The sequence below is a fragment of the Mucilaginibacter aureus genome (assembly GCF_053514885.1).
In genome coordinates, this window is sequence record NZ_CP170601.1 from 1,592,056 (window position 1) to 1,615,818 (window position 23,763).

Annotated in this window: 18 protein-coding genes; 6 read left to right on the forward strand and 12 right to left on the reverse strand. The window is 43.1% G+C overall.

What is annotated here, in order from left to right; translation table 11 throughout:
- The first annotated feature begins 40 nt into the window (after nucleotides 1–40).
- From ACFGVR_RS06770 to ACFGVR_RS06790, 5 genes are read left to right on the forward strand one after another with little or no spacing between them, the layout of a single operon-like run.
- Nucleotides 41–361 (forward strand): ArsR/SmtB family transcription factor, encoded by a 321-nt coding sequence (locus tag ACFGVR_RS06770; protein ID WP_448701963.1) that lies wholly within the window; start codon nucleotides 41–43, stop codon nucleotides 359–361.
- A gap of 1 nt (nucleotide 362) precedes the next feature.
- Nucleotides 363–830 (forward strand): SRPBCC family protein, encoded by a 468-nt coding sequence (locus tag ACFGVR_RS06775; protein WP_448701964.1) that lies wholly within the window; start codon nucleotides 363–365, stop codon nucleotides 828–830.
- Nucleotides 831–836: 6 nt separating this feature from the next.
- Entirely contained in the window at nucleotides 837–1,229 is a 393-nt protein-coding gene (locus ACFGVR_RS06780; protein ID WP_448701965.1) for a DoxX family protein, read from the forward strand.
- Nucleotides 1,230–1,238: 9 nt separating this feature from the next.
- The gene (locus ACFGVR_RS06785) at nucleotides 1,239–1,796 is read left to right on the forward strand and encodes a DUF4256 domain-containing protein (RefSeq protein ID WP_448701966.1); all 558 of its coding nucleotides are present in this window, start codon (nucleotides 1,239–1,241) and stop codon (nucleotides 1,794–1,796) included.
- A 25-nt stretch (nucleotides 1,797–1,821) separates the two neighbouring features.
- Nucleotides 1,822–2,400, forward strand: a complete 579-nt coding sequence (locus tag ACFGVR_RS06790) for a YdeI/OmpD-associated family protein (RefSeq protein ID WP_448701967.1) — start codon at nucleotides 1,822–1,824, stop codon at nucleotides 2,398–2,400.
- Between the two features lie 644 nt (nucleotides 2,401–3,044).
- Here ACFGVR_RS06790 and ACFGVR_RS06795 read toward each other — a convergent pair.
- The 7 genes from ACFGVR_RS06795 to ACFGVR_RS06825 form a co-directional block, all read right to left on the reverse strand.
- Nucleotides 3,045–3,866 (reverse strand): hypothetical protein, encoded by an 822-nt coding sequence (locus ACFGVR_RS06795; protein ID WP_448701968.1) that lies wholly within the window; start codon nucleotides 3,864–3,866, stop codon nucleotides 3,045–3,047.
- Nucleotides 3,867–3,993: 127 nt separating this feature from the next.
- Entirely contained in the window at nucleotides 3,994–5,325 is a 1,332-nt protein-coding gene (locus tag ACFGVR_RS06800; RefSeq protein ID WP_448701969.1) for a DUF4302 domain-containing protein, read from the reverse strand.
- Between the two features lie 18 nt (nucleotides 5,326–5,343).
- The gene (locus tag ACFGVR_RS06805) at nucleotides 5,344–6,696 is read right to left on the reverse strand and encodes a zinc-binding metallopeptidase (RefSeq protein WP_448701970.1); all 1,353 of its coding nucleotides are present in this window, start codon (nucleotides 6,694–6,696) and stop codon (nucleotides 5,344–5,346) included.
- 15 nt (nucleotides 6,697–6,711) lie between these two features.
- Nucleotides 6,712–8,205 (reverse strand): RagB/SusD family nutrient uptake outer membrane protein, encoded by a 1,494-nt coding sequence (locus ACFGVR_RS06810; protein ID WP_448701971.1) that lies wholly within the window; start codon nucleotides 8,203–8,205, stop codon nucleotides 6,712–6,714.
- Between the two features lie 11 nt (nucleotides 8,206–8,216).
- A complete protein-coding gene (locus tag ACFGVR_RS06815; protein ID WP_448701972.1) occupies nucleotides 8,217–11,780 on the reverse strand; it encodes a SusC/RagA family TonB-linked outer membrane protein in 3,564 nt (1,187 codons plus the stop codon).
- 106 nt (nucleotides 11,781–11,886) lie between these two features.
- Nucleotides 11,887–12,894, reverse strand: coding sequence for a FecR family protein (locus ACFGVR_RS06820; protein WP_448701973.1), 1,008 nt, complete (start codon nucleotides 12,892–12,894; stop codon nucleotides 11,887–11,889).
- A gap of 173 nt (nucleotides 12,895–13,067) precedes the next feature.
- Complete coding sequence (locus tag ACFGVR_RS06825; protein ID WP_448701974.1) at nucleotides 13,068–13,670, reverse strand: RNA polymerase sigma-70 factor; 603 nt, start codon at nucleotides 13,668–13,670, stop codon at nucleotides 13,068–13,070.
- Between the two features lie 377 nt (nucleotides 13,671–14,047).
- On the opposite strand from ACFGVR_RS06825, the gene ACFGVR_RS06830 reads away from it, so the two are divergent.
- Nucleotides 14,048–15,157 carry an acyltransferase family protein gene (locus ACFGVR_RS06830; RefSeq protein ID WP_448701975.1) on the forward strand — a complete coding sequence of 370 codons (1,110 nt, stop codon included), beginning with the start codon at nucleotides 14,048–14,050 and terminating at the stop codon, nucleotides 15,155–15,157.
- A 43-nt stretch (nucleotides 15,158–15,200) separates the two neighbouring features.
- Here the strand turns inward: ACFGVR_RS06830 and ACFGVR_RS06835 are convergent, their stop codons facing one another.
- From ACFGVR_RS06835 to ACFGVR_RS06855, 5 genes are all read right to left on the reverse strand, one after another.
- Nucleotides 15,201–15,623: a hypothetical protein gene (locus ACFGVR_RS06835; RefSeq protein WP_448701977.1), complete on the reverse strand. Its 423-nt coding sequence runs from the start codon at nucleotides 15,621–15,623 to the stop codon at nucleotides 15,201–15,203.
- Nucleotides 15,624–15,735: 112 nt separating this feature from the next.
- Nucleotides 15,736–17,220 carry a SusD/RagB family nutrient-binding outer membrane lipoprotein gene (locus ACFGVR_RS06840; protein WP_448701978.1) on the reverse strand — a complete coding sequence of 495 codons (1,485 nt, stop codon included), beginning with the start codon at nucleotides 17,218–17,220 and terminating at the stop codon, nucleotides 15,736–15,738.
- Between the two features lie 11 nt (nucleotides 17,221–17,231).
- On the reverse strand, nucleotides 17,232–20,450 hold the full coding sequence (locus tag ACFGVR_RS06845; protein ID WP_448701979.1) for a SusC/RagA family TonB-linked outer membrane protein: 3,219 nt from the start codon (nucleotides 20,448–20,450) through the stop codon (nucleotides 17,232–17,234).
- A gap of 419 nt (nucleotides 20,451–20,869) precedes the next feature.
- The gene (locus ACFGVR_RS06850; RefSeq protein ID WP_448701981.1) at nucleotides 20,870–22,066 is read right to left on the reverse strand and encodes a CehA/McbA family metallohydrolase; all 1,197 of its coding nucleotides are present in this window, start codon (nucleotides 22,064–22,066) and stop codon (nucleotides 20,870–20,872) included.
- Nucleotides 22,067–22,098: 32 nt separating this feature from the next.
- Nucleotides 22,099–23,739 (reverse strand): RagB/SusD family nutrient uptake outer membrane protein, encoded by a 1,641-nt coding sequence (locus tag ACFGVR_RS06855; RefSeq protein ID WP_448701983.1) that lies wholly within the window; start codon nucleotides 23,737–23,739, stop codon nucleotides 22,099–22,101.
- Nucleotides 23,740–23,763: the final 24 nt, after the last annotated feature.

Here is a 23,763-nt window from a genome sequence, read left to right on the forward strand (position 1 = left end):
TAAATAACTACATTTATATTTGTAGTCAAATAGCTACACAATGAATTTAAGAAGAGATGTATTTCAGGCCATAGCCGATCCTACTAGGAGAGCTATATTGTTACTGGTTGCTTCGCAATCGTTAACTGCAGGAGCTATAGCTGCAAACTTTGACACCGCCCGGCCTACGGTTTCAAAACACCTGCAAATACTCACCGAGTGCGAATTGCTTAAACAGGAGCAAAACGGCAGGGAGATCCATTATCACATAAACGCAAAAAAAATGAAAGAGGTAGCCGATTTTATTGAACCATTCCGCCTGATGTGGGAAGAACGCTTTAATAAATTAGAAAATATAATGAAAACCTATAAAGACAAATAATATGGAACACAAAACCAAGGTTAATGCCGAAGCGGGCAAACAGGACTTAACTATTACAAGAGAATTTGACTTACCCCTCGAATTACTTTTTAAAGCCTATGCCGATCCGGAAATTGTGGAGCAATGGATGGGGACTAAAGTGATTAAGCTGGAAAACAAAAAACATGGCGGCTGGCAATTTGAAACCACGAATGAGCAGGGTACCGTGGTATTTAGCGCTAATGGTGTGATCCACGAGTTTACGCCCAACCAAAAGATAACACGAACATTTGAAATGGGAAACGCCCCTTTTGGCGTACAGCTTGAGTTGTTAAAATTTGAACAGCTTACCGCCGATACCAGCAAATTAACTATCCACTCCATTTACGAATCGGTGGAGCTTAGAGACCAAATGCTGAAATTACCATTTGCCTATGGCATCAACATGGCGCATAACCGCTTACAGGATATTGTAAACAAACTAAAATAAGTTATCATGACCAAAAGAAATAGAATTATTTATTGGATAGCTACATTGTGGCTGGCCTTAGGCATGATATCAACAGGCGCAGTACAGTTATTGAAAGCAAAGGCCGGTGCCGGAGGAGCAGACAGCCTGGCACATTTGGGTTATCCCGATTATATTTTGACGCTGTTAGGCATTTGGAAAATTTTAGGTGTGGTGGCTGTACTTATCCCTAAATTTGCCTTGATAAAAGAATGGGCCTATGCTGGTTTTTTCTTTGTAATGTCGGGAGCTATATTTTCGCATATTGCATCGGGTAACCCGGTAAGTGAAATATTCCCTGCATTGTTATTACTGGTGCTTACTGTGGTATCCTGGTATTTCAGGCCGACAGACAGGAGAATAGTTTCGGGTAATCAATAAATGATCATTATGAAAGCTACATTATCATCAGAGCAAAGCGAAGAATTGCTCCATACACTAAAGACACGTTTTGAAAAGAACATGAACCGCCACCCGGATGTGAAATGGGATAAATTACAGACAAAACTGGAGGCTAATGCTGCAAAGCTATGGTCGCTTAACGAAATGGAGCGCACAGGCGGCGAGCCCGATGTGGTTGACTATGATGAAAGAACAGGCGAATATGTTTTTTACGATTGCTCGGCCGAAAGCCCGGCCGGCCGCAGAAGTTTTTGTTATGACAGCGAAGCACTGGAATCCCGCAAGGAATATAAACCTGCTGATAGTGCTGTTAACATGGCAGCCGCTATGGGTATTGAATTGTTAACCGAGGAACAATACCGTGCTTTACAGAAACTCGGTAAGTTTGATACCAAAACATCGAGCTGGGTAAAAACGCCTGATGAGATCCGTAAACTTGGCGGGGCCGTTTTTTGCGACCGGCGCTACAATACGGTATTTTTATACCACAACGGGGCCGAATCCTACTATGCCGCCAGGGGTTTCCGTGGATTGCTAAAAGTTTAAATAACATAGTATAACCAAATGTAGTATGAATCCGAAGGTTGATTTCTATTTTAACAAAGCCCAAAAGTGGCGGCAGGAAGTGGGGAAATTAAGAACGATCGCTCTGGATTGCGGGCTCACCGAAGAATTGAAATGGGGATGTCCATGCTATACACTCGGGGAAAGTAACATTGTTTTGATACACGACTTTAAAGAATATTGCGCGCTTTTATTTTTTAAAGGCGCTTTGTTAAATGATGCCCACCATATCCTGATACAGCAAACCAAAAATGTACAGGCTGCCCGGCAGATGAGGTTCACGGCTTTAAAGGAAATATCCGAGATGGCGCCTGTTATCAAAACTTACATTTTTGAAGCCATTGAAGTAGAAAAAGCAGGCTTGAAAGTAGAACTCAAAAAAACGACAGAGTTTACGGTTGCCGAAGAGTTTAAAACTAAATTAGATGCAATGCCCGTTTTAAAAACTGCTTTTGAGGCGTTAACACCCGGACGGCAAAGAGGATATTACCTGTATTTTGCCGCACCAAAACAAGCCAAAACCCGCGAAGCAAGGGTTGAAAAATGCATCCCGCAAATTTTGAACGGCAAAGGACTTGACGATTAGAAATTGCCTGGCCAGGAGCGAGCCTAAACTAACTACCTCATTCATTTAACATTGTCATTTTCGCAACCAAAATCCACGAAACATAGGTATTTATCGGTGTTTTTTGATAATTTACCGGTGCTAAATTATCAAATTTGCAATGCTTCAAAACCGCTTATTGCTATTCGCCGGCCGACGGAGACAGGGGGGAAATTGTAAGAAATTTTTCACCTATTCTTCCCACTACTGGCGCAAGTTTAAGGGCTGGCTGTGCGGTGGCTTAACTTGTGCCTTAAAACGGAATATGGGTAAATATGGGTATTTAAAAAAATGATTTTCCGTTCAATCATTCAAAAATCAATCATTCAATCCTTGTTCTTCCGCAGGGGGGAAATTGTAAGAAATATTTCAAATACTCTTCTCATTCAATCATTCAAAAATCAATCCTTCAATCATTGATCCAGGCCTCGCGCTTAGCTTAAATATACACATATTTATTTAAAGTTACAACTACAGGCTATCTAAGTTTACATTAAAAAGCCTGGTATCTATGAATGAATACCAGGCTTTTAATAACAGATAAATTTGTCCGTTTATAGTGTTTTCCAACCGGTCAACATTGGCCATTTATTTGGTGACGCAATTCATCTACAAAACACCAGCTATTAAGGAGTTTCAGACCCATATCTATTCAAATTGTCTCTATCAAATATATCAAACCCAAAGTTACCTGCAGGTATTAATATTTTAACGCCAAAGGTATTGATCTTATCAACGCCGTCCACCGGATCTGTATACGTAAGAAAGTTCGGTCCAAACAACGGGATAGTATAAGTACTTGAAACAGCGAAAATCCTACTATATGCAAAGTCGACATACTCAAGAAAATCGCTCATTGTTACTCCCGAAGGCAAGGTAATGGAACCGGTATAAGCTGCTATAGCTGCACGCCTTGGAGATACGTCAGGCGGAACGTTTACGTGGCCCGTGAGAAGGGGGTCCCCAAAAATGCTCAGTATTATAGCATTGTAACTGGCAAGCCGGGTACTCATCGCTGTAAAATCGGAGCTTGTAGGTGCGGATGAACCTGAGAAGCCCAATAAATAGAAATAATACCCCATTGCAGTGGTTTGACAAGTTTCACAATGTAATGGCGGTGGCATATATATAGGATATAACGAGTGTGAAGCTCCATTTCCGGTACCTGGTATTCCTAATGAACCAGGCGACCCAAATATTGCATCAAAATCACAATCCTCTACCCAACCAATATCATGATAATGTTCGCCGAGTGGATCAAAAAATGCCGTTGAACAGCCAATATTGCCATCGCCGTCATTAGTAGTAGTTTTTTTGTTGTCTTTACTGCCAGTAATTTGCTTTTCCTGGCCTGTTCCCGCAGTCTGACCTACCTGGTCGTTCTTCTTACAAGAAAAAAAAATCGCCATGAGAGCGATCATCAGTAATTGAGCTTTTTGTTTTTTCATACTAATTTTTATTAAATGTGAACAATAAAAAATTACAGTTGTAAAGCGGGGAAAAAACAAAGGCGGACCAAAGGTGTGTAATAAAAAAAGCCCTGTTTATATTATTTAATAAACAGGGCCTTAAAAGCTATCGTGTCTTCCAGCTGATCCAACACTGGGCATCACTCACTCTTACCATATCAAAGGTTGTGCCGCCGGCATTGGTTTGTATAAAGTACCAATCCTGGAAACTGCCTCCTGTGGCGCCGTTATATAACAGAGCCCGGGCTTGGGTCATGGCTAAAGCTACCGGAGTGGTACCGGTAAAGGTGCCGCCGCTGCCTAATAAAATAAAGCGGCCTATCCCTGGCGTCGAGGTATTAAACGAGCTTGATATTGAGTATGGTCCGGGTAAGCTGTTATTAATAAATGGTATAATGCCTTCGTATGTAGCATTGCCAAATACTGGCGGCAGGGCATACCAAAGGCTTGAATAACCGGGTACGTTTTTAAAGTTGCAATAATCATCAACACCTAAGTGGAAAGCCGTGTTGCTTATCCAGGTGGTGTTCGGGTTGAGCAATCCCTGATCGTGCCATCTTTTAGGCGAGGTCAGGTCTAATTTTAGCGGGGTTATTGATTCGCGCATTTGTACAACCGTACCATTAATAGTAGCAATGAACAGGTGATTAACGGCATCGGCAGATGTGTTCGTCATTGAGGTTACCGTTGTGTTGCCAATTTTAACAGGAGTTATAAACACAATGGTGTTTGTCGCACCATCCACATAAAAATTACCAACAACGGTTACTAAATTGCCGCTCGAGTCGAGGTAGTTAAACGTTAATATTTTATTGGCCAGGTCAACTCTTACCTCGCAGTCAATACCACCTATGGTCATCCTTTTAAAATAGGTACGCAACTGCGATAGTTGATTTGCTACAACCGCTGTACCGGTAACAAACGAGTTATAAGCAGCCGGTGTAGGCGCTTTGATCAGCATTAGCTTACTGCCTAACCTATTGCCTATCAGGTTTACGGTATCGCCTTTAATCGTATCAAAATAAAACTCAAAATCCGAGTTTAACCCGGTGCCGGCATTACCGCCCATTACGGTAGGGTCAGGGTCGGACAGCAAGTGGATATAGTTATAGGTATCAAACAACAATGACGGCGCCTGCTCCTGTTTTATTTTGTAAGAGCTCTCTACCGCGGTAGTTGATGTGGTGGCATTGATATCCGAAAGCATGCTTACCCGGTTTGTTGTCGAAAACTTCATCGAAAACAAATACACCCCGCCACCTTTGGGGAATAGAACTGCTTTCCAACCATTTGCACTGCCGGTAAGCGTGGTGTTGTACAAAGCCAGTGCTGCCGAAACCCTTGCTTCAGGAAGATCTCCCGGCGCAACCGTATTGGTTTTTTTACAGGCCGATAATATCGTTAATGCAAGCGCTGTATAGATTAAATATTTTTTCATGTTTTTAACTGTTTAGTATTAGTTCAGTGTGCCGATCATGTACGACGTAGCATCAGTTGATTTATAAAACGCGCCTATGGCACCCGGTAATCCTTTTGTGCCTAATGGATTAGTAGCAGCATAATCAATTTTGAAGGTATTATTCTGTATATAATTGGTAATGGCCGCCAGTTGTGTTTTAACAACATTATAATTAGCATAATTAGTACTTGTAGGCTGCGGGCTTACCAGGGTAAATGTACTGATACCGCTGCCATTGGTAGTTAAGTTGTAATCAACATCGGCATTATAAGTAGTTGCCCCTGATGTAAAGGTCATTCTTAGCGTTGTTAAAGTACCCGCACCAAAAATAAACTGGTACTGTGTAAGTGTATAACCGGAAGTGGTCATCAGGCCCTTAGCGGTATTCCAGGCGTTTAAAAACTCTGTTGATTGTGGTGTTAAGGCATTGGCTGTTAAAGGAGCATTAACAAATGTAGTATACGATTTTCCGGTACCTAATACCGTGTTTAACGGCGCGGCATATCTATCGCGTGCGGTAGATACCAATGTTTGCAGGGCATAAAAATCAATGCCCCAGGCGGTTTTAAAATAGCTTACCACGTATTGCTCCTTTGTGCGTAATAACCCCTGCGAAGTGGTGTTCTGGGCGGTTACTATAGCCTCGTATTTATATTTACCCTGGGTAAGCATAATGGAGGCCTCTTCGGCAAAATCTTCCAGGGCATTAGACATCGCATAGCTGGTTATAAAACCATTGGCACGTGCTGTTGCGGTAGGTACCAGGTTCCAGTTGCCGGTGTACCCGTTTTGCGTTACCAAACCAAATGCCGGGTTGTACGGTATCTTTTGGTTTAAGATGTGCGTAAACTCGTGGTGGATAACGTGCATCATTTCCTGCAGGTTTGGCGCATTGGTTTTGCTAAAATTGTTGATCACGTACAATACAATTTTTTTACCGCCTTCAGCTGTACCCAAAGTAATCGTGCCATCATCGTTATACGATGGGCTGCCTACCAGGTAAAACTGTTTTGGCGTGTTGATCTTCATAAAATCAGCACCACCCACAGTTTCGTAAGGTTTGATCCAGATATCCCTCACAGCTTCCATTGTTGGTTGCACCAGCGATTCTTTTGGTGGTACCAGGTCCTTGCTCAGGTCGGCTTCATAAGGGTCCCAGCGATACTTTACATAGATGTTGTACGGAGTAAGATAATTGGCGTCAAGCCAGGTATCAAGCGCTGTATTGCTGATGATATCCGGGTTCAACGTACTCAGATCGGCATTTAAGGCTGCCTCCTTTTTACACGAGTTCAGTACCGTGCCCAGCACGATCAGTACAAGTATGTTTATTTTTAATATCTTTTTCATATGCTCTTTTTTTAACTATCGTGGATTTAATGGTACACCTGACAAGGTAACTTGTTCTGGCAGTTGGAATAACCGGCGCGGGTCGCTTGGAGGTAAGGTAACGTAAGTGCTGGTATTATCGTTGGCTTTAATGTTGTGCACCACCGGCAGGTTTAAACGGATCTCGTCAAACCAGCGTACACCGCCTTCCTGCATAAATTCGCGTCTCTTCAAATCTAAAATACAGGCTATTAAACCGGTCTTAACATCGGTAGTGCCAAAGGTTGATGCTATTTTAGCATAAGTAACCGCCATTGTAGTGGCATTATAGCCGGTTAGGCGGGTACTTAAAAAGGTATTGATATCTGCCAAAGCCAGGTCGGATGATGCTCCGCCAAGGTTAGCATAGGCCTCCGCCCTTTCCAAGAGCAACTCATCAGTAGTAAACAGCGGATAGATGGTATACGCGGTTCCAATAGTAGCGTTAGCGTTTTGGCGAACAAACTCTTCCTCAAATTTTAACAGGGTGTAATTAGGCACGTTATAGTAATAAACTACTTCGGCAGTTAGGCCGGTTGTTGCCGTTGTTGTAGCTAATGGTGTATTGAAATACGCGTTTAGCATTAACCCGAAACCATAGCGGTAAAAAGGGAAATTACGTGCCCACACCGAGGGTGCCTCGGTAAGTAACAGGTTTTGAGGCTGCGTGGCTTGTGTAAACAATACCTGCAGGTCGCTGGCAGATACACTACTATAGGTAGTGTTCCATGGCCTTAAATTGGCGGCAATAGTATTGTTGGGGAATGCGGCCGCGGTATAGCTGATCACTTTAGCATAATCCTTTTTAAACAGGTAGAAACGTGCCGCGAAAGCGTTTGCCGCTGCTACGTTAAAGTGATATTTAGGCACAGTATACGCTATATCCTTAATTAAAGGTATTCCGGCCAGCATGTCCTGTTCGATAGCTGCCCAGGTAGAGGCTACCGTTCCGCGCGAATATTGGCCAAATACGATCTTTTCGGGACTGGTAATGTACGGAATGCCCGGCGATTCATTGCTGCTGGCCGGATCAAACGGCTTGGCAAAAAACAAGGCCAGCATAAAATGGGCATAAGCGCGGCAAACTAACGCTTCGCCTTTTGAAGTCAGGTAAGGTGTTTGATCCGGGGCATTGTTAATGGCATCGAGCGCCGCATTAGCGGAAGCGATAGCCGTATAGGCCGCGTTCCAGTAATTGGTTGGCGAACCCACGTCGATACTCCGCACATCCCTCCATAAATAGGCGTCTTCGTTAACCGGATCTTTAACAACGCTCTGAGCCAAAGCACCTTTATCTTCCGCGCCATCTGATGCAGCATCGGTAAAGGTAGCATAATCTGCCTGCGGGTATGCGGTAACCAGCAGTTCGGCCACCTTTTGCGGCGTTGTTAACTGTGTCCGCTGATCGGGTGTCGTAGCAAGAAATTTCTTACAGCCCGCCGCGGATATCAGGATTAAAATGAATGGTACTGATCTATATATATTTTTCATGATGTTCATAATTAAAACCCAACTTTTAATGATAAGGTAAACTGTTGTGGGTTAGGCAACGCAACGCCACCCGATCCAAAAAATTCAGGATCTTTTCCGTTCAACGCGCTATCCGAGTAGATGAGCCAAAGGTTATTAGCCGCAAAACTTATTGACGCGGAACTTAAGCCTGTTTTGGCCAGCAATTGCGGTTTGATAAGGTATGATAGCGATACGGTTTTTAAACGTATAAAATCGCCGTTGGCAACCCTTGCTGTTGAGTAGTTGTAGTTGTTATAAGGATAACCATCAACATTTGCTGCCGTACGCTGATCCATAATGGAAGGCACATTGGTTTTGAGCTCATCGCCAGGTACTTCCCACCTTTTCAGGAAAATAGACGAGGTTGCATCCAGGTCACTGTAGCTTGATTTAAATACCGGATCTAACCGTACTTTGTTACCGGCGCTGAATGTTACCAGCACACCTAATGATAGTTGTTTGTATTTAAACGAGTTAAAAAAGCCGCCGGTTAAAGTAGGGTCAATAGGGCCCTCATATTTAAGGTATTGGGTTTTTGTACTTTGCAGATACACGTTAGTACCGGGAGTACCTTCTTCAGTTATAAATCGTGGTACACCTGTGGCATGGTCAAGACCAACAAAATCAATAGAGAACAAACCTCGTGATGGATAACCCAATTGCGAACCGCCATCCGGGCCCACCAGGCCAAATATAGTAGGCAGGCTTTTCAGGTCGGTAATTTCCTGGGTTGTTTTTGCAAAGTTTAAATTTGTGCTCCAGCTAAAATCTCTTAGCTTCACAGGGTTGGCCCCGATAGTTACCTCAATACCTTTTGAACTCATATCGGCGTAATTGGCAATTTTAATTGACTGCCCGCCTATACCGCCGGTGGTAATCCCGCCTATCAGGTCGTAACTTTTCCTTTTGTAAACATCAACTGTCAGCGTAAGCTTATTGTTAAAAAAGGCCATATCCGTTCCTATATTGGTCTCATACATTTTTTCGTAGGTTAACTGCGAGTTTTCCAGGTCCTTAATGTATAAGGCGGTTTCCTTTTCGTTGATATATGGCCTGTAGGTAGTTTGAGCTTGTAATATCAGGCTGGAGTTGGTTGCATTTCCCGGCGAAGCCACTAAACCATAGGTTGCGCGCACGGTTACGCTGTTCATGATCTCGCTGATCTTGCTCTTTTGGTAAAAATCTTCCATATCAATGTTCCACGCGCCCGACACGTTCCAGGTAGGCAGCCAGCGTGCAGTTGTTGATTCACCTAACTGGTTAGAACCATCGTACCGTACTGTGCTGTTAAGGTTGTATTTGCCTTTATAAGAGTACGCGCCGCGGAGCTGATAGCTTAGGTAGCGCTCATATCCGTATTGATTGCTGTAATAGTTCAGGTTCGATTGCACATTTTGTTTAACAATGTTAGGATCGATAAATGGAACACCACCCTGATCATACTGGTAACCATAACCATCAAAGCTTACGGTTTGGCGGTCTATATAACGTAGCTCCTGTGTGGCAAAAAAGTTAAATATATGCTCGCCAACGGTTTTATTGTAATCCAGCGCGTTACGGAAGTAGTAATTGGTAATATTATTACCAACGGTGTTATAAAAACCACCATACGGCAGTACCGTTACCGGCAAAGCGTTCGGGTCATCCGGGTTGCGGTATAAAAACCGGTTGTTATCCAGTATCGTGGCATTTGGCGGGCTAGTACCTGCCCGGTAAGCCTGCGATTGGTTTGAGTTTTCGGTAACTTTATGCTCCTGGTTAGTTTTCACAAAGCGGTAAGCACCATCAAACGAATATTGCAGATCTTTAAACAATTTGTATTTCACACCCATCTGGCCTTTAAAATCAACCTGGGTTATGCCTAAAGTATTGTTTTGCAACTCATGCACAATGTTAAACGGCGCGTAGTTCCTGGTAAAATACTCAAGGTTGCCGGTTTGGTCATAAGCGGTTAGCACGCGGCTGGTATTAATGGCATAGCTAAACGGGTTAATATCAAAATCACGATCGTACTGCCCAAATACCGGGTTGCTAACACGGCCCAAAGTACCGGGAGCCAACTGGTCGCGCACCGAACCTACGGTAAGCAACTCCAATGTTAACTTATCGTTGATCTTAAACGTACCACGCAAATTGCCCGTAAAGCGGCTTACACTATTACCAACAGCCCACCCGTTATCTCTCAAAAAACTGGTTGACGCATATAATTGTGATCTTTCGGTACCGGCAATAATACCTATAGAGTGCTGTTGCTGAAGCGAGTTTTTAAACAGCACATCAAACCAGTTGGTATTTCCGTTAGCATAAGGTTGCAAAAACGCTTTTTGACTCGGCGCATCGTTCCTTAAAGCAAAAGTGCCGGTTGCCGGGTCGTAGTTATACATCGTGTTAAACATTTTGGTAAACACACCACCATTGGCATTATTGGCGGTTGCTGCCTCATTTAACCAGCCTTTTTGCTGCATTTCGAGGTAAACGTTCATCTGGTCGGCCGAGTTCATGATATCATACGTGCTGTACGATGGTTTTAAAAAGCTTGTAAACTCACCTGTATAGGTTACATTGGCCTTGCCTTTGGTATCTTTACCTTTTTTGGTACTGATAATAACCACACCGTTCATCGCACGTGCACCATATTGCGCGGTCGCGGCAGCATCTTTCAAAATATTGAAGCTCTCAATATCATCCGGGTTTAAACCGGCTACCGACGAGCCTATCAGTGTATTGGCATCTCCTGTTGACAATGCTTCGTTAGAGATGTTAACCACATCCTCTAACACAATACCATCAACAACAAATAACGGCTTATTATCACCGCTAAGCGAAGTTGCACCACGCACACGGATCTTTGGCGCCGCGCCAAATGTTCCGGATACGTTTTCAACCGATACCCCGGCCACGCGGCCTTCCAGCATACGGCTTACATCGGTAATACCGTCACGCTTAACATCTTCGGCCTTTAATGCGGTAGCCGAACCTGTAAACAAGGCCTTATTTAAAGATTGGTAGCCTGTTACAACAACCTCATTAAGCGTATTAACAATAACCGGTAAAAAAACCCGTATGTTGGTTTGTGTACCTACGGCTACCTCGGTAGTTTTATATCCAATAGCTGTAAAAACCAATACTGCCCCTGCCTTCACATTGATCTGAAAATCACCGTTTGCACCTGTTGAAACAGCGTTGTGGGTTCCCTTTTCAAGCACGGTTACACCCGGCAGAGATAAGGGTTTGGCATTTGCATCAGCCGGTTTCTCAAAAACAGTCCCCTTAACGGTGATATCTGCTACCTTTGAATTATTTGCAGCATTTTTCTTTAAAATCACCTCGTTGCCAATAATTTTATAACCAATACCATAATTGCTCAACTGCTGCAATAAAACATCAACTGATTTTGCTTCTTCCGGAAGTGTAACCTCGAGATTCTTGTTGATTTCGGTTGCGTCATAAACAAAACTTACCCGATATTTCTGCTCCATTTTTTTAAGCACTAATTCGAGCTTCTCTGTTTTGGTTTGTTGCGAAATGGCGGCATGAACATTTGAGAAAGCCATGCATAGAGCCATTAAAAGGAGAAGAAAAATTTCGATTTTGAGTTTTCTTTTCTTGTAGAAATTTTGATCCATAGTTGTGGTGTTTAGTTTAATTTATCATCTGCCGTTATTTAATACTCTGTACAACAATTGAAGTGTCGTCCAATCGTTCAATTTTAATGGGGTAGGTTTCTTTTAATACATCCATAATTTCGCTTAGTTTATTGTCTTTAAAAGTGGCGTTGAATTTTTTGAAAGCCGAGATGTTTCCGGCTAAGGCTATTTTAACCTTGTAATAACTCTCCAGCTGCTTACATACATCTGTAAGCGAGGCATCAACAAAATAAAGCTGATGCGTTAGCCAGGCATGATCATTATGGTCAAAAGAATTTAAAATAACCTGCTTTCCTTCTGTCTCATAATAAACAATGCCGGTCCCCGCAAATAAAATTGAACCTTCTGCTTCATTTGCCGAAGGCCTGAATTTAACCTTCCCGGTATTTACGTTCAGTACTATTTTATTATCGCTCTTGTTAATGTTAAACGAGGTTCCAAGCACAGTTACGCTCGAATGGTTGATTTGAACAACAAAAGGGTGTGTGGTATCCCTATGGATCTTAAAAAATGCCTGCCCTTTAATTAAACTGATCTCCCTGGTAGCATCTTTAAATTTGTCAGGGTAACTTAAAGCGCTATAATAATCAAGGTATATTTTGCTCCCGTCGGCAAGTGTGACAGAGTCGATCGTGTTTTGGGTTATTTTTAAAACAGTATTGGTTTTTAAATACCGGGTGTAACTCCAAAAAACCAACACGCCCAATAATACTGCAGCCGCCGCCGTTAAGGCCCATCTGTTGAGGTTAAACCATTTTTTTGTATGACCATTGCTTATTAATTCAATATGAGGAAGCCCGGCAAGTTTGCTCTCAATTGCTGATACTGCCTCGTCTTTATCAAGAAGTTTGAGTTTTTGCTGGTCAGAAGAGTTATTCCATATCGAAAAGACCTGATCATAAACAAACTTGTTTTGAGGCGATTGCCGAATAAGCAAATCGATGTCGTGTTTAACCCCGCCATTTTGGGGGTCATTTAAATATTGTACTATCTTTCTTAAAAATTCGTCCTGGTCGCTCATGTAGGATATTATTTATAGTTAAACAAATAAGTAACACGGTTACCCCTAACGGTTTAGAAAAAAATTTTAAAAATAATATTTACGAAACTTTGAATTAAAATAAGAGTAAATAGCTCTGTATCAGTACTATAAATACCAACGGGTATTGGTGGTCAAAAGTAATGGGGGTTACTTTATAAAAAAAACATAAAAATTTTAAGCTTATGCGAGTTTTTTATGTCGTTTTTTTCATAGATGCGCTCGCGTAATATCTTTAAAGCCCTGAGCATGTGGTTTTCTACGGTTTTTTCCGAAATATCTAATAATACAGCTATTTCCCGGTATTTTAAACCTTCAAACCGGCTCATTTTAAAAACTTTTTTACATTGAGCCGGTAATTGCTCAATTTCATTAAAAATTAACACTTTCAATTCCTGTTCTTCCTGTATCTCATCTAAAGAATCATAGGTAGCCTGATTAGCAATTTTTAAATGATGCTGATTAATGTTTTTTTCTCTTTTAAGATGATTGAGAGAATAATTGATAACCGTACGGTATAAGTATGATTTTAACGAGCCGGTTTCATCAAGTTTATAAGGCTGTTCCCACATTCGTAAAAAAACCTCTTGTACAATCTCCTTGGCTATGTCGAGCTCCTTTACATATCTGTCGGATGCCAGTACCAGGCCCTGAAAATATTTGCTGTATAGCGTAGTAAAGGCAACATGATTTTTTTGCCTGATACCTTCCAGGTATTCAAAATCTTCATGTTCATTAAATGCTCTTACTTTCTCCATAGATTCTCGATAGACAATATAAGAAATTATTAACGATCTCCATCAAAAAAGATCAACGTTACTCATTTTGTTTCAGATGGTTGGATGGTTTTTTATTAAAATACAGGCCTGATCAAGCAGAATAAACACTTTTTTTTAATTTAACTTGAACAAAAAAATCTTTTAATTTATAGTAAAAAACGCGTTGCTATCCATGGAAAACATTTGATGTAAGCAACTGGCTACGCCCAGGATAAGTGAGCGCTAACGCTGATAGTTTTGAGCTTTGCCGGATTGATCACCCCCCGATTAAATTGGTTGGGCTGTTAATTATAAATAACTTGGCGCCGGCAAATCAAAGGCCGTTGCTGTATTATTTTACCCTGCCGGATACCTAAATGGATACGAAAACTACTCCTTCACTACTAAAAACAAAACAACATTTCGAAATTCTTGACGGCTTAAGGGGTATTGCCGCCCTGGCTGTAGTAACGTTCCATTTTATGGAGTGGGCCTACACCGATTACAGTAAGAATTTTATCGGACACGGTTTTTTAGCTGTTGATTTCTTTTTCTGCCTTTCGGGATTTGTTATCGGATATGCCTATGATGACCGCATCGCAAAAATGGGCGTTTTTGAGTTTTTTAAATCAAGGATCATCAGGCTGCACCCGCTGGTTATATCTGGATCGGTACTGGGCCTGCTCGCATTTTTGTTCGATCCGTTTGGCGGCCATCCCCAATTGTACAGTACAGGTAAGCTCATCCTGGCATTTTTTTGCTCGGTACTGCTTATTCCCTTTCCTGTAATAGCCGACCGTGGATTTAACCTGTTCAGCTTTAATGCGCCGGCATGGTCGTTGTTTTGGGAGTATGTTGCCAATATTGTTTACGCATTTGTGCTTTGTAAAATCAGGCGCCGCTTTCTGCTGCTGTTAACAATAATCGCCGCAGTAGCTATTTGTTTGGTATGTTACCGTTCGGGCAACTTATTGGGCGGATGGAGTGGTCCAACCTTTTGGGACGGGAGCGCCCGGATATCGTATTCGTTTTTAGCAGGGCTGCTTATTTACCGTTCCAATCTGATCATCAAAAATAAACTGGGATTTATCGGCTTAGCCATACTATTGTTCCTGGCCTTCATTATGCCATTCTCTAAATGGAATTGGATATCCGAACCTCTGGTTGTATTGTTTTTCTTTCCTTTGCTGATAATTTTGGGAGCCGGCGCTACGCTAACACCTGGCTTAAAAAAGGTTTGCTTATTTTCGGGTAAGATCTCCTACCCGTTGTACATGACGCATTATGCCGTACTATGGATGTTTGGTAACTATTATATCAGCCATAAGCCAGGCACGGCGCAGCTAACCTTGATCATCATAGCTGGCCTCATCCTGCTGGTGGGGGCATCCTACCTGGTCATGATCATTTACGATATCCCGGTAAGGAAATATTTAAGCGATAAACGAAATGAAAGGCTTGCCAAACAAAAAGCCGGCGGCGCCTAAAAAATCAATAAGCAGTTTGCGTTTAGTTACAAAACCTGGCCATCTATATGTCGCCGGATTTGTTTTTTTTAATGAACATCCTAAAAATTCTATTTACGGGACCTCTAAAAATACCATAGGGAAATATCGCCAGTACAAAGGCTACGATGAATGATTCGAGAGGATAAAATTTCATCTGGGTTTTCTGTCCGTAAATAACGATCAGCTGATAGATAATGTCGAGGATGGTGCCCATAATAAATACCTTTCCAACATCCTTCCAACCTTCTTTGGCAACGTGTATCCGCTGGTGTTTTGAAAACATAAACCGCCATAAGTAAGGTACGGTGTTATTCTTTGCATCGTTTAACCCTGCTTTAATGGCAAAAAATAAGGACACCGCAGGCTGGATCAAAAAGCGAAAGTGCATTGGCCCTTCGGTTCTTTCAATAAGGTTATCAACAATGCGGGTAAATATATCTGACATGATCTTAATAATTTAATATACTGTTCAATTGACCAACCCGCATTTGACTATAAACCAAAAGGTCGTCTAATCCATTAACGAAAAGACGACCTTTTGGTTTATCAGGCTGATTTTACAAGCCCCACCAAACCGGGGTAGGCAGTGGTACTGTACCCGGATAGCTTAAATTTGAAGTTAACTCGGTATTAGGATACCGCATACGCAGCGGCATATTGCCGGCAGGCAGTATGGATGCGGCAGAAGTAACAAAAAAGGTTGGAAAGCCTGTTCTTCTCCACTCCGTCCATGCCTCAAAGCCCTGAAAACCACACATTGCAAAATACTTTTGTGTGATAATGGCTTTAACCTTATCGTTAACGGTAACTGCGGTGGTTAAAGCCTGTAACCCGGCCGGAGCTGTAGCAAGATAAACTGTAGGGTCTCCCGCGCCGGTGGCAACAAAGCTTGCCGTTACACCTGCTGTGTATAAGGTTGTTAAATTACCCGTGGCCCAGCCCCGGGCAACCGCTTCGGCCTGTAAAAAATAACTTTCGGCGGCCGACATCAACTTAACCGGAGCGGTAGCTGATGTAGGATCATCTGCTTTACCGCCAACCAATGGCGATGGTGGTGAAACCTTCTTGGTGGCGTTTGCCACATAGCTTCCCTGCGGGATAGAGGTGAGTGAATCCGTTGGTGCTACTTTATCAACATACACCGTAAAAAACTTAGCTAAACGCGGATCGTTATTAGCGGTAAACGCGTTTACAACGGTTGAACTTGCCACTATATTTTGAACTTTACCTAATGTAGGGCTTGCCATCTCGTTATACAGCGGATTTTCGTTGCCCCCGGTTGATGTGTATTTAATGGATGCATCAACTGTTAAAAATGTAGGGTTAGTTGCATATAATGCCGCTATGCCAGCCTGTGCCCCGGCCGGGTTGGCTTTAGACAGGCGCAGATAGGCCCTTAATTTAAGGGTATTGGCAAAAGCTATCCACCGGGTCATGTTACCCTGAAATATCATATCCTGTGTTCCCGGTGAAATGGCCCCCGCAGTATTCAACAAAGGCATTGCTTTATTAAGATACACAAATATGCTGTCATAAGCTGTTTGTTGAGGATCGTATTTAGGATTTTGAAAAACACTGCCCTGTAATGCCTGTGTAACCGGTATATCGCCAAAGGCATCAGTTGCTACCTGGAATGCATAAGCCTTCATCACGTAGGCAATACCCTTAGTGTATTCCAATTGCGGCTCTGTACTTTTGGTTATCAGATCGGCATTAATTAACGCGCCCCTATACAGGTTAAGCCACGGGTTGTCAAACGCGGTAGTTGTGGGGTTATACTGGTCAATAGATTTATATTGTGATGATAATGGGCTTTGGGTCCAATACTGAGCCCAAATATTACCAAATATCTGAAACGAGTTACCCATAACCTGGCTGATAGCTGCCTGGGTGGTGGGCAAAAGCAATGCAGGTTCGGCGCTATCCGGGTTATTTGGATTTTGATTAACATCCAGATATTTTTTACAACCCGAAAATCCGGCCGCAACAACAAGCCCTGCAAACAAGACCTGCTTTAAATTTAATTTATATTTTTTGATCATGGCGATGTTTATTAGAATGAAATTTTCAAATTAATACCATAGTTACGCACCGATGGATTGGTTGCAAAATCAAAGCCCTGCTCGTTTCCGGCACCGGTTGAGTTTACTTCAGGATCTACATAGGCGTTAGCTTTTGGCGTCCATAAAAACAGGTTGTTGCCAAATACGCCAATGGTTATTGCGCCAAACGGCAAGTTTTTTAGGTGTGCCTTATCCAAAGTATAAGAGATAGCGGCACTACGCATTTTAACATACGAGGCGTCAACCACATTCATACCGTCGGGTATAACGTTTGTATAATAGTCATACACGGAGTAGGGTACGGTTGTATTAACAACACTTTTGCCTGCACCATCCAGATAAACCGAATTTGGGAACGGCTGACCATATCGCGGACCACCGGTTTCAGCCGAAGTTCCTACGAAATCAATGATCGATTTAGTTTGCGAATACAGCACCCCGCCTTGCTTAACATCAAACAAAACGCTCACATTAAACCCTTTGTATTTTACAGTTGTACCCAATGATGCCTGGTATTTAGGATTGTACGAACCGAGGTACTGACCTGTTGTAGTAGGTAGAGGCAACCCGGTAGTTTGGCTAACAATAGTTCTTCCCTGTGCATCGGTTTGGTTGGTTACCGAGTAAAACTCGCCATAAGGCATACCTTTGGCAGCAACTATCGACATACCGCTGAAACCGCCGATTACTACCTGCGAAACACCATTTGGAAGGCTCACCACATTGCTGTTATTCTTGTAAAAGGTGCCAAACAGCTCCCAGGTTAAATTGCGGCTTTTAATCGGAGTTCCACGCAAAGATAACTCGATACCTTTATTTTGAATTTCGCCGGCGTTTACTACGCTAAAACCATACCCCGTTGAGTTGGGAATTGGAATGGATATAATTTGATTTTTAGAATCGTTTGTGTAATAGCTAAAATCGACTATAAGCCTCTCCCGCAAAAATGCTAATTCTGTACCTATTTCAAATGAGGTTGTCTGCTCAGGTACAAGCTGGTTATTACCAATTGTACTGCCAACCTGCAATGCAGCTACATTACCAAAGGGAAACAACGTATTACCAAAAGCACCGTTAATGGTGGTTTTTCCGTAAGTGGTTAACAGTTGGTACGGGTTGGTATCGCTACCTACCTGTGCATAACTCGAACGTATTTTACCGTAGCTTAAAATATTATTGATAGCGGTATTTTTAAGCAATTCGCTAAATACAAACGAACCGCTTACACTTGGGTAGAAATAAGAGTAATTACTTGTTGGCAGGGTTGACGATCTGTCGTTTCGCAAAGTACCTTCTAAAAACAAAAGATCTTTAAACGAAAGGTTTAGATCGGCATAAAACCCAACCAGTCTTCTTATCGAAATATTATCTGTTATTACGTTTACGGGCCCGTTGCTGTTTTGAAGGTTATACCATCCGGGAACTACCAAACCGCCGCTGGTATTGGTACTTGTTAGGTTGCTATTGGTATTGCGTTCCCTGATATTGTTACCTATCATTAACGATGCTGATAGATCGTCGGTAAACTTATGGGTGGCGGTGATCATTAAATCGTGTACCACTTCGTTTACATTAAATTGATCTACTTCGTATGATCCGTTGTTAGTTACCGGCCCCCAAAGTCCGCTTCCTGACTCATCAGCAGGGTCGAAATTGTATTTAGGCGAAAGAAGCTTCCTGCGGTCTGAATACGAATCAATACCTACGCGCTCCACTATACTTAACCAGCTAAGGGGTTTATAGTTCAAATTAACCGCACCGGTAACACGGTTAACATCGTCAAGATTGGTGAAGTTTTGAAGGATCCAATACGGATTTAACGCAAAAGCACCATAAAAACCATAGGTATTTTTGGCCGTATTATACCCGTAGTACTTATTGGTCAAATCGCCCATGGTATTAATGGCAATATCCCTCGGTGTTTGCATCAGGTTTATCCAAACACCGTTTGCATTTTGGCCTCCCGAAGGTACATTCGCCTGTATCTTATTGTAATCAAAGTTGACACTTGCAGTAAAATTATTGGCAAGTGCAGCTTTGCCATTAAACCGTACACCATATTTGTTATAGGTATCTTTGTCACCCGGAAATATACTGTTCGAGTTTAATGCGTTTAAAGCCAAATAAAAGCTGTTTTTATCATTACCCGACGAAATACCAATGTTATTGTCGGTAGCAAAGCCGGTTGTAAAAAAGTCTTTGATGTTATTTTGTAAAGCAACGTATGGCTTACTTAGGGTAACGCCATCAATTTGCTGCCCCCATGGTGCATCTTTCCCGTCAAAAGGTGCTCCCCAGCTAAAGTTATCGCTGGCATCATTTATACCTGTAACATAACCAGGGCTTGTGGCCGAACCCGACATATACCCCTGGCCATACTCGTTTTGCCAGTCGGGCATTTTGAGGATAGACGAAAAGGTGTTGGTAGAGCTAAGGGTTATCTCAGTTTTTTGTGCGTGACTTGAGCCCGATTTGGTGGTGATCATGATAGCACCGTTTGATGCTCTTGAGCCATAAAGCGCTGCTGCCGTAGGCCCTTTCAAAATGGTGGTAGATTCTACGTCGTTCGGATCAATATCATTACCCCTGTTTCCAAAATCAACAGCAGCTAAGGTGTTGGGCCCGGCTATGGTGCTTGAGTTGTCGATCGGGATACCATCAACCACTATTAAAGCCTGGTTGTTACCGGTAATGGATGAGCCACCACGAAGTACAACACGGGTTGAACCACCGGGCGTGTTTGATGTTGAAGTGATGTTAACACCCGCAACCCTGCCCGTTAATGAGCTAAGTACGCTTGGGTTACCGCCCTCTGTCAACTCCTGGTTTTTTACCGTTGGTGCAGAATAGCCTAAGGTTCTTTTCTCTCTTTTTATGTCGTTGGACGTAACAACAACTTCGGTTAATTGCCTGCTGTTTAGGATAAGCACAACATCTATTGTGCTTTTTTGACCGACCACAATTTGCTGGCTATCATAAGAGATATACGAGAAAACAAGTGTTGAGCCTAACGGCGCACTAATGGTGTACTTGCCTTCGGCATTGGTTATTACTCCGGTTGTGGTGCCTTTGATCACTACGTTAACCCCTGGTATAGGGCTACCGTCTTCTTTTGCGATAACCGTACCGGTAATGGTACGGGCCTGTGCATAAACCTGGGCCATACCAAGCCATAGGAAGCACAAACTTACGAGTACAAGTTTTTTCATTTTGATGTAGATAGATTGGTTAAATAATTTATTACTCTAAAAGAAAAATTCCATCAACAGTCGGCGTAATTAACAGGGTAAAGCTTGTTAGTACTGTAAAATTGATTGGTACTTGTTAAAGGGGGAGACAGAGGCAAATAATACAAAAAGCATATGCTTTTTGCATATATCAAAATTAAACTAAGCCTATAGGTCTTAGCATCACCCTTTTAGGGGGATTTTTCATATAACAATAATTAATTATTGGAAAAATAAATAGGGGATTATCACTATTTTTAAAATGGGACTTAACAATCTTATTGAAGTAAAAAAAGCCGTTTCTGATTAAGAAACGGCTTTGCGGGTATTGGTTATTATTTAATTGTTATAATAAACCTTAAATGTTGGTTATTAACAGCAGATAATAAGGTAACGGCCCTCTAAAATTTAGGGTCGAAATTGAAGTAGATAGGGTTTGACAAAGCAACCATATTACCGGTAACAGCGGCAGAACGAGGCACCTGCGGATAATCGGTAGATGGCCCTTCAACAATAAGGCGGTAGTACATACGCTCAACTAACCTTGGTGTATCGGTAAATTCAACCACAGGGTTGCTGCCTGGCATTTTATAGCTGCCAAACTTACGGCCGTCTTTAATTACATTTATCGTATAAGTGCTATCCGTTTTTACGTTTCCTTTCAACTCAACACGAAACTTGATAGGCTTACCGGTAGATTTTGCGTTATCGCCCATCATCATATCCATTTTACCGTCGCCGTTGATATCGGCATAGAACTCCACGCGCGGAGCATATGGGTTGGCGCTAACAGAAACACGTCCGTTCAGCAGTGCATCAACCACTCCTTGCGCGTTGTGTTTAGCCGCAAATACCCAGGTAGTAGGAGTACCGATATAGTTAATGTCGCTTGGCCTGTGAACGTCGCTACCACCGCGACCGGTTATCATGCGACCGGAGGACAGCATATCTTCCCAGATCAGGTTTGAGTTAGCGTTCTTGGTCCACAGGCATGAGTTCCAAACTTCCATGGCATCAACCAGATCATACGAGAAACCGAAGTGATCTTTAGGACCGGCCGGGTGATTGGCCGACAGGTGAATGCCCAGTTCTTTTTTCACTTTAGCTATATCCACATCGCGCTGATCACGAACATCATAAAATTTTTGGTGATCATAAGGCTTAGCCGAAAAGGTATTACCGTGGCCGCGGGTGGTAGTCCACTCTGCGCCGTATAATAACAGTACCGAATCTGATTTAAAATCCGGGTCGGCCCAGGTATTATGCTCAACATTGCCCAACACGTGGTTATCGTGATCGGTAATGGCGATGTAACCGAAACCTACTGATTTAGCAAAAGCAATAATGTCTTTTACCGGGTGACGTTTAGGATCGTAACCGCCTTCGCTACTATGGCTTGAGTGTACATGCAAATCTCCCTTTAACCATTCGCCATCGGTCAGGCTGGCAATTGGAGGTAAGTCGCCCAAAGGTTTGATCCATGGGTTAACGTGATTTTTAGGTAGATACTGTGGTGGTTTTTGGTCTTGTGCAGATACGATGTTGCTCATGCAGATCATAGCCAGCAGTGAAAATGCAATGCGAATATTTTTGTTCATGTTGATTGATGTTTAAATGATGCTACAATTAGTTATTTACCAGGATAGCCAGGATTTTGGGTTAAAGTTGGGCTGCGCACGATCTCCGTAACAGGGATAGGGCGTACCAAATACCTGGAATCGATGGCGGTAGGGTGATTGTGAGCTGTGAAGGCATTGTATTGCGCAGCGCGGGTAAGCAGCGTGCCGGTACGCTTCAGATCCATCCACCGGTTTGATTCGCCAAAGAGTTCGCGGGCCGATTCGTCGAGCACATCCGATAGCGTAGCACTTCCTGTCAGCAGGTCGGTCCCGCTCAGCTTGGCCCGTACGCGCAATTCATTGATCAATCCTGTAGCGAGCGCTCCCTGTCCTTGTTTAACGTAAGCTTCTGCCAGGAGCATCATGGTTTCGGCACGACGGAAGATGTACGTGTCGCGGTGTCCTTGCGGATCTACTCCTGCATTGGTATAGACCACTACTGTAGGGTCATAGAACTTCCAAATGATCGGGTAGATCACGTTCGACCCAAAAAAGGTATGGTACTGATCAGGGTTCACCACATAATACGTTGGCTTGTTGGCTGCCAGATAGGTGGTAATTTCTGCCGGGGTCATCGCCACGCGGGGCAGGTAGATTACATTGTCGCCCGCCTTGATGGCGCCATTGGCCCCCGCTGCATAAGCAGTAGCAGCTACGATATGCCTTTGCAAAAACCGTTCGGTCGCCCTAAAGTCATTAGCAGCATAAAGATTGAAAACGTACGACGTAGGCTGATAAGACGCATCTTGCCTCCAATAAGGTGCTGCCAGGGCTCCTCCCGGAAACCTGTCGGTCCAGAATTTGAACTGCTGATATAGGTTGTTACCTGTTTTGTTGTTCGCATCGGTGCTTGAATAACGCACCGCAAAAATCACTTCTTTATTGCCAACTGCATATTGATCGCCGAAGAGCGTTTCCCATGTGGTAAGCGTTGATTTGCTCATGGCTACCTGCAGGGCGCTAATGGCACCTGTCAGGTCGGTTGGCTGCGCATACGATTTATAGCTGCGTGTAAGTAACACTTTGCCAAGCAAATGCTGGGCCATAGCCTGGGCTACCCGTCCGTAATCGCTTGGATCGGCCGGCAGCTGGCTGATGGCCTGATTAAGATCGCCCACCATCTGTTTATACACATCTGCCTCCGGGGTGCGGGTGAAATTATAGGTAGCGTCGGTCACCTCGCTGGTGAGCAGTGGCACATCTCCAAATGATTCAACAAGGTTTAAATAGGCATAAGCGCGCAAGGCCAGTAATTCGCCGGTGCGTGTGGCGTACAGTTTGGGGTCGATAACATTTTGTATGGCAGCGCCGCGCGACAGGGCGGTGTTGGCCTTGGTAATCAGGTTATAGTTATCGGTCCACCAGCCCTGGCTCTCGTTGCCTGTAAACACGGTGTAGTCATTAAGGGGCATTTGGGTGTCATCTACCACCCCGGTGCGATCATACATGTCGGTGCCGTACCACATGTGCCCGGTGTTTTGCAACAATGGGCGCAGGTACCGGTACGTTTCGTTCACCAGCTCTTCATATGAGTCCTGGGTTACGAAATACTTGTCACTCGTCACCGACGAAGGGTTAACTTCGTCCAGTTTACATGAGTGCGCGAGGATCAGCACCAAAACCGCCGCTATATAAGTGATTAATTTTTTCATGATTAATAATATGTGTGTTTCTTA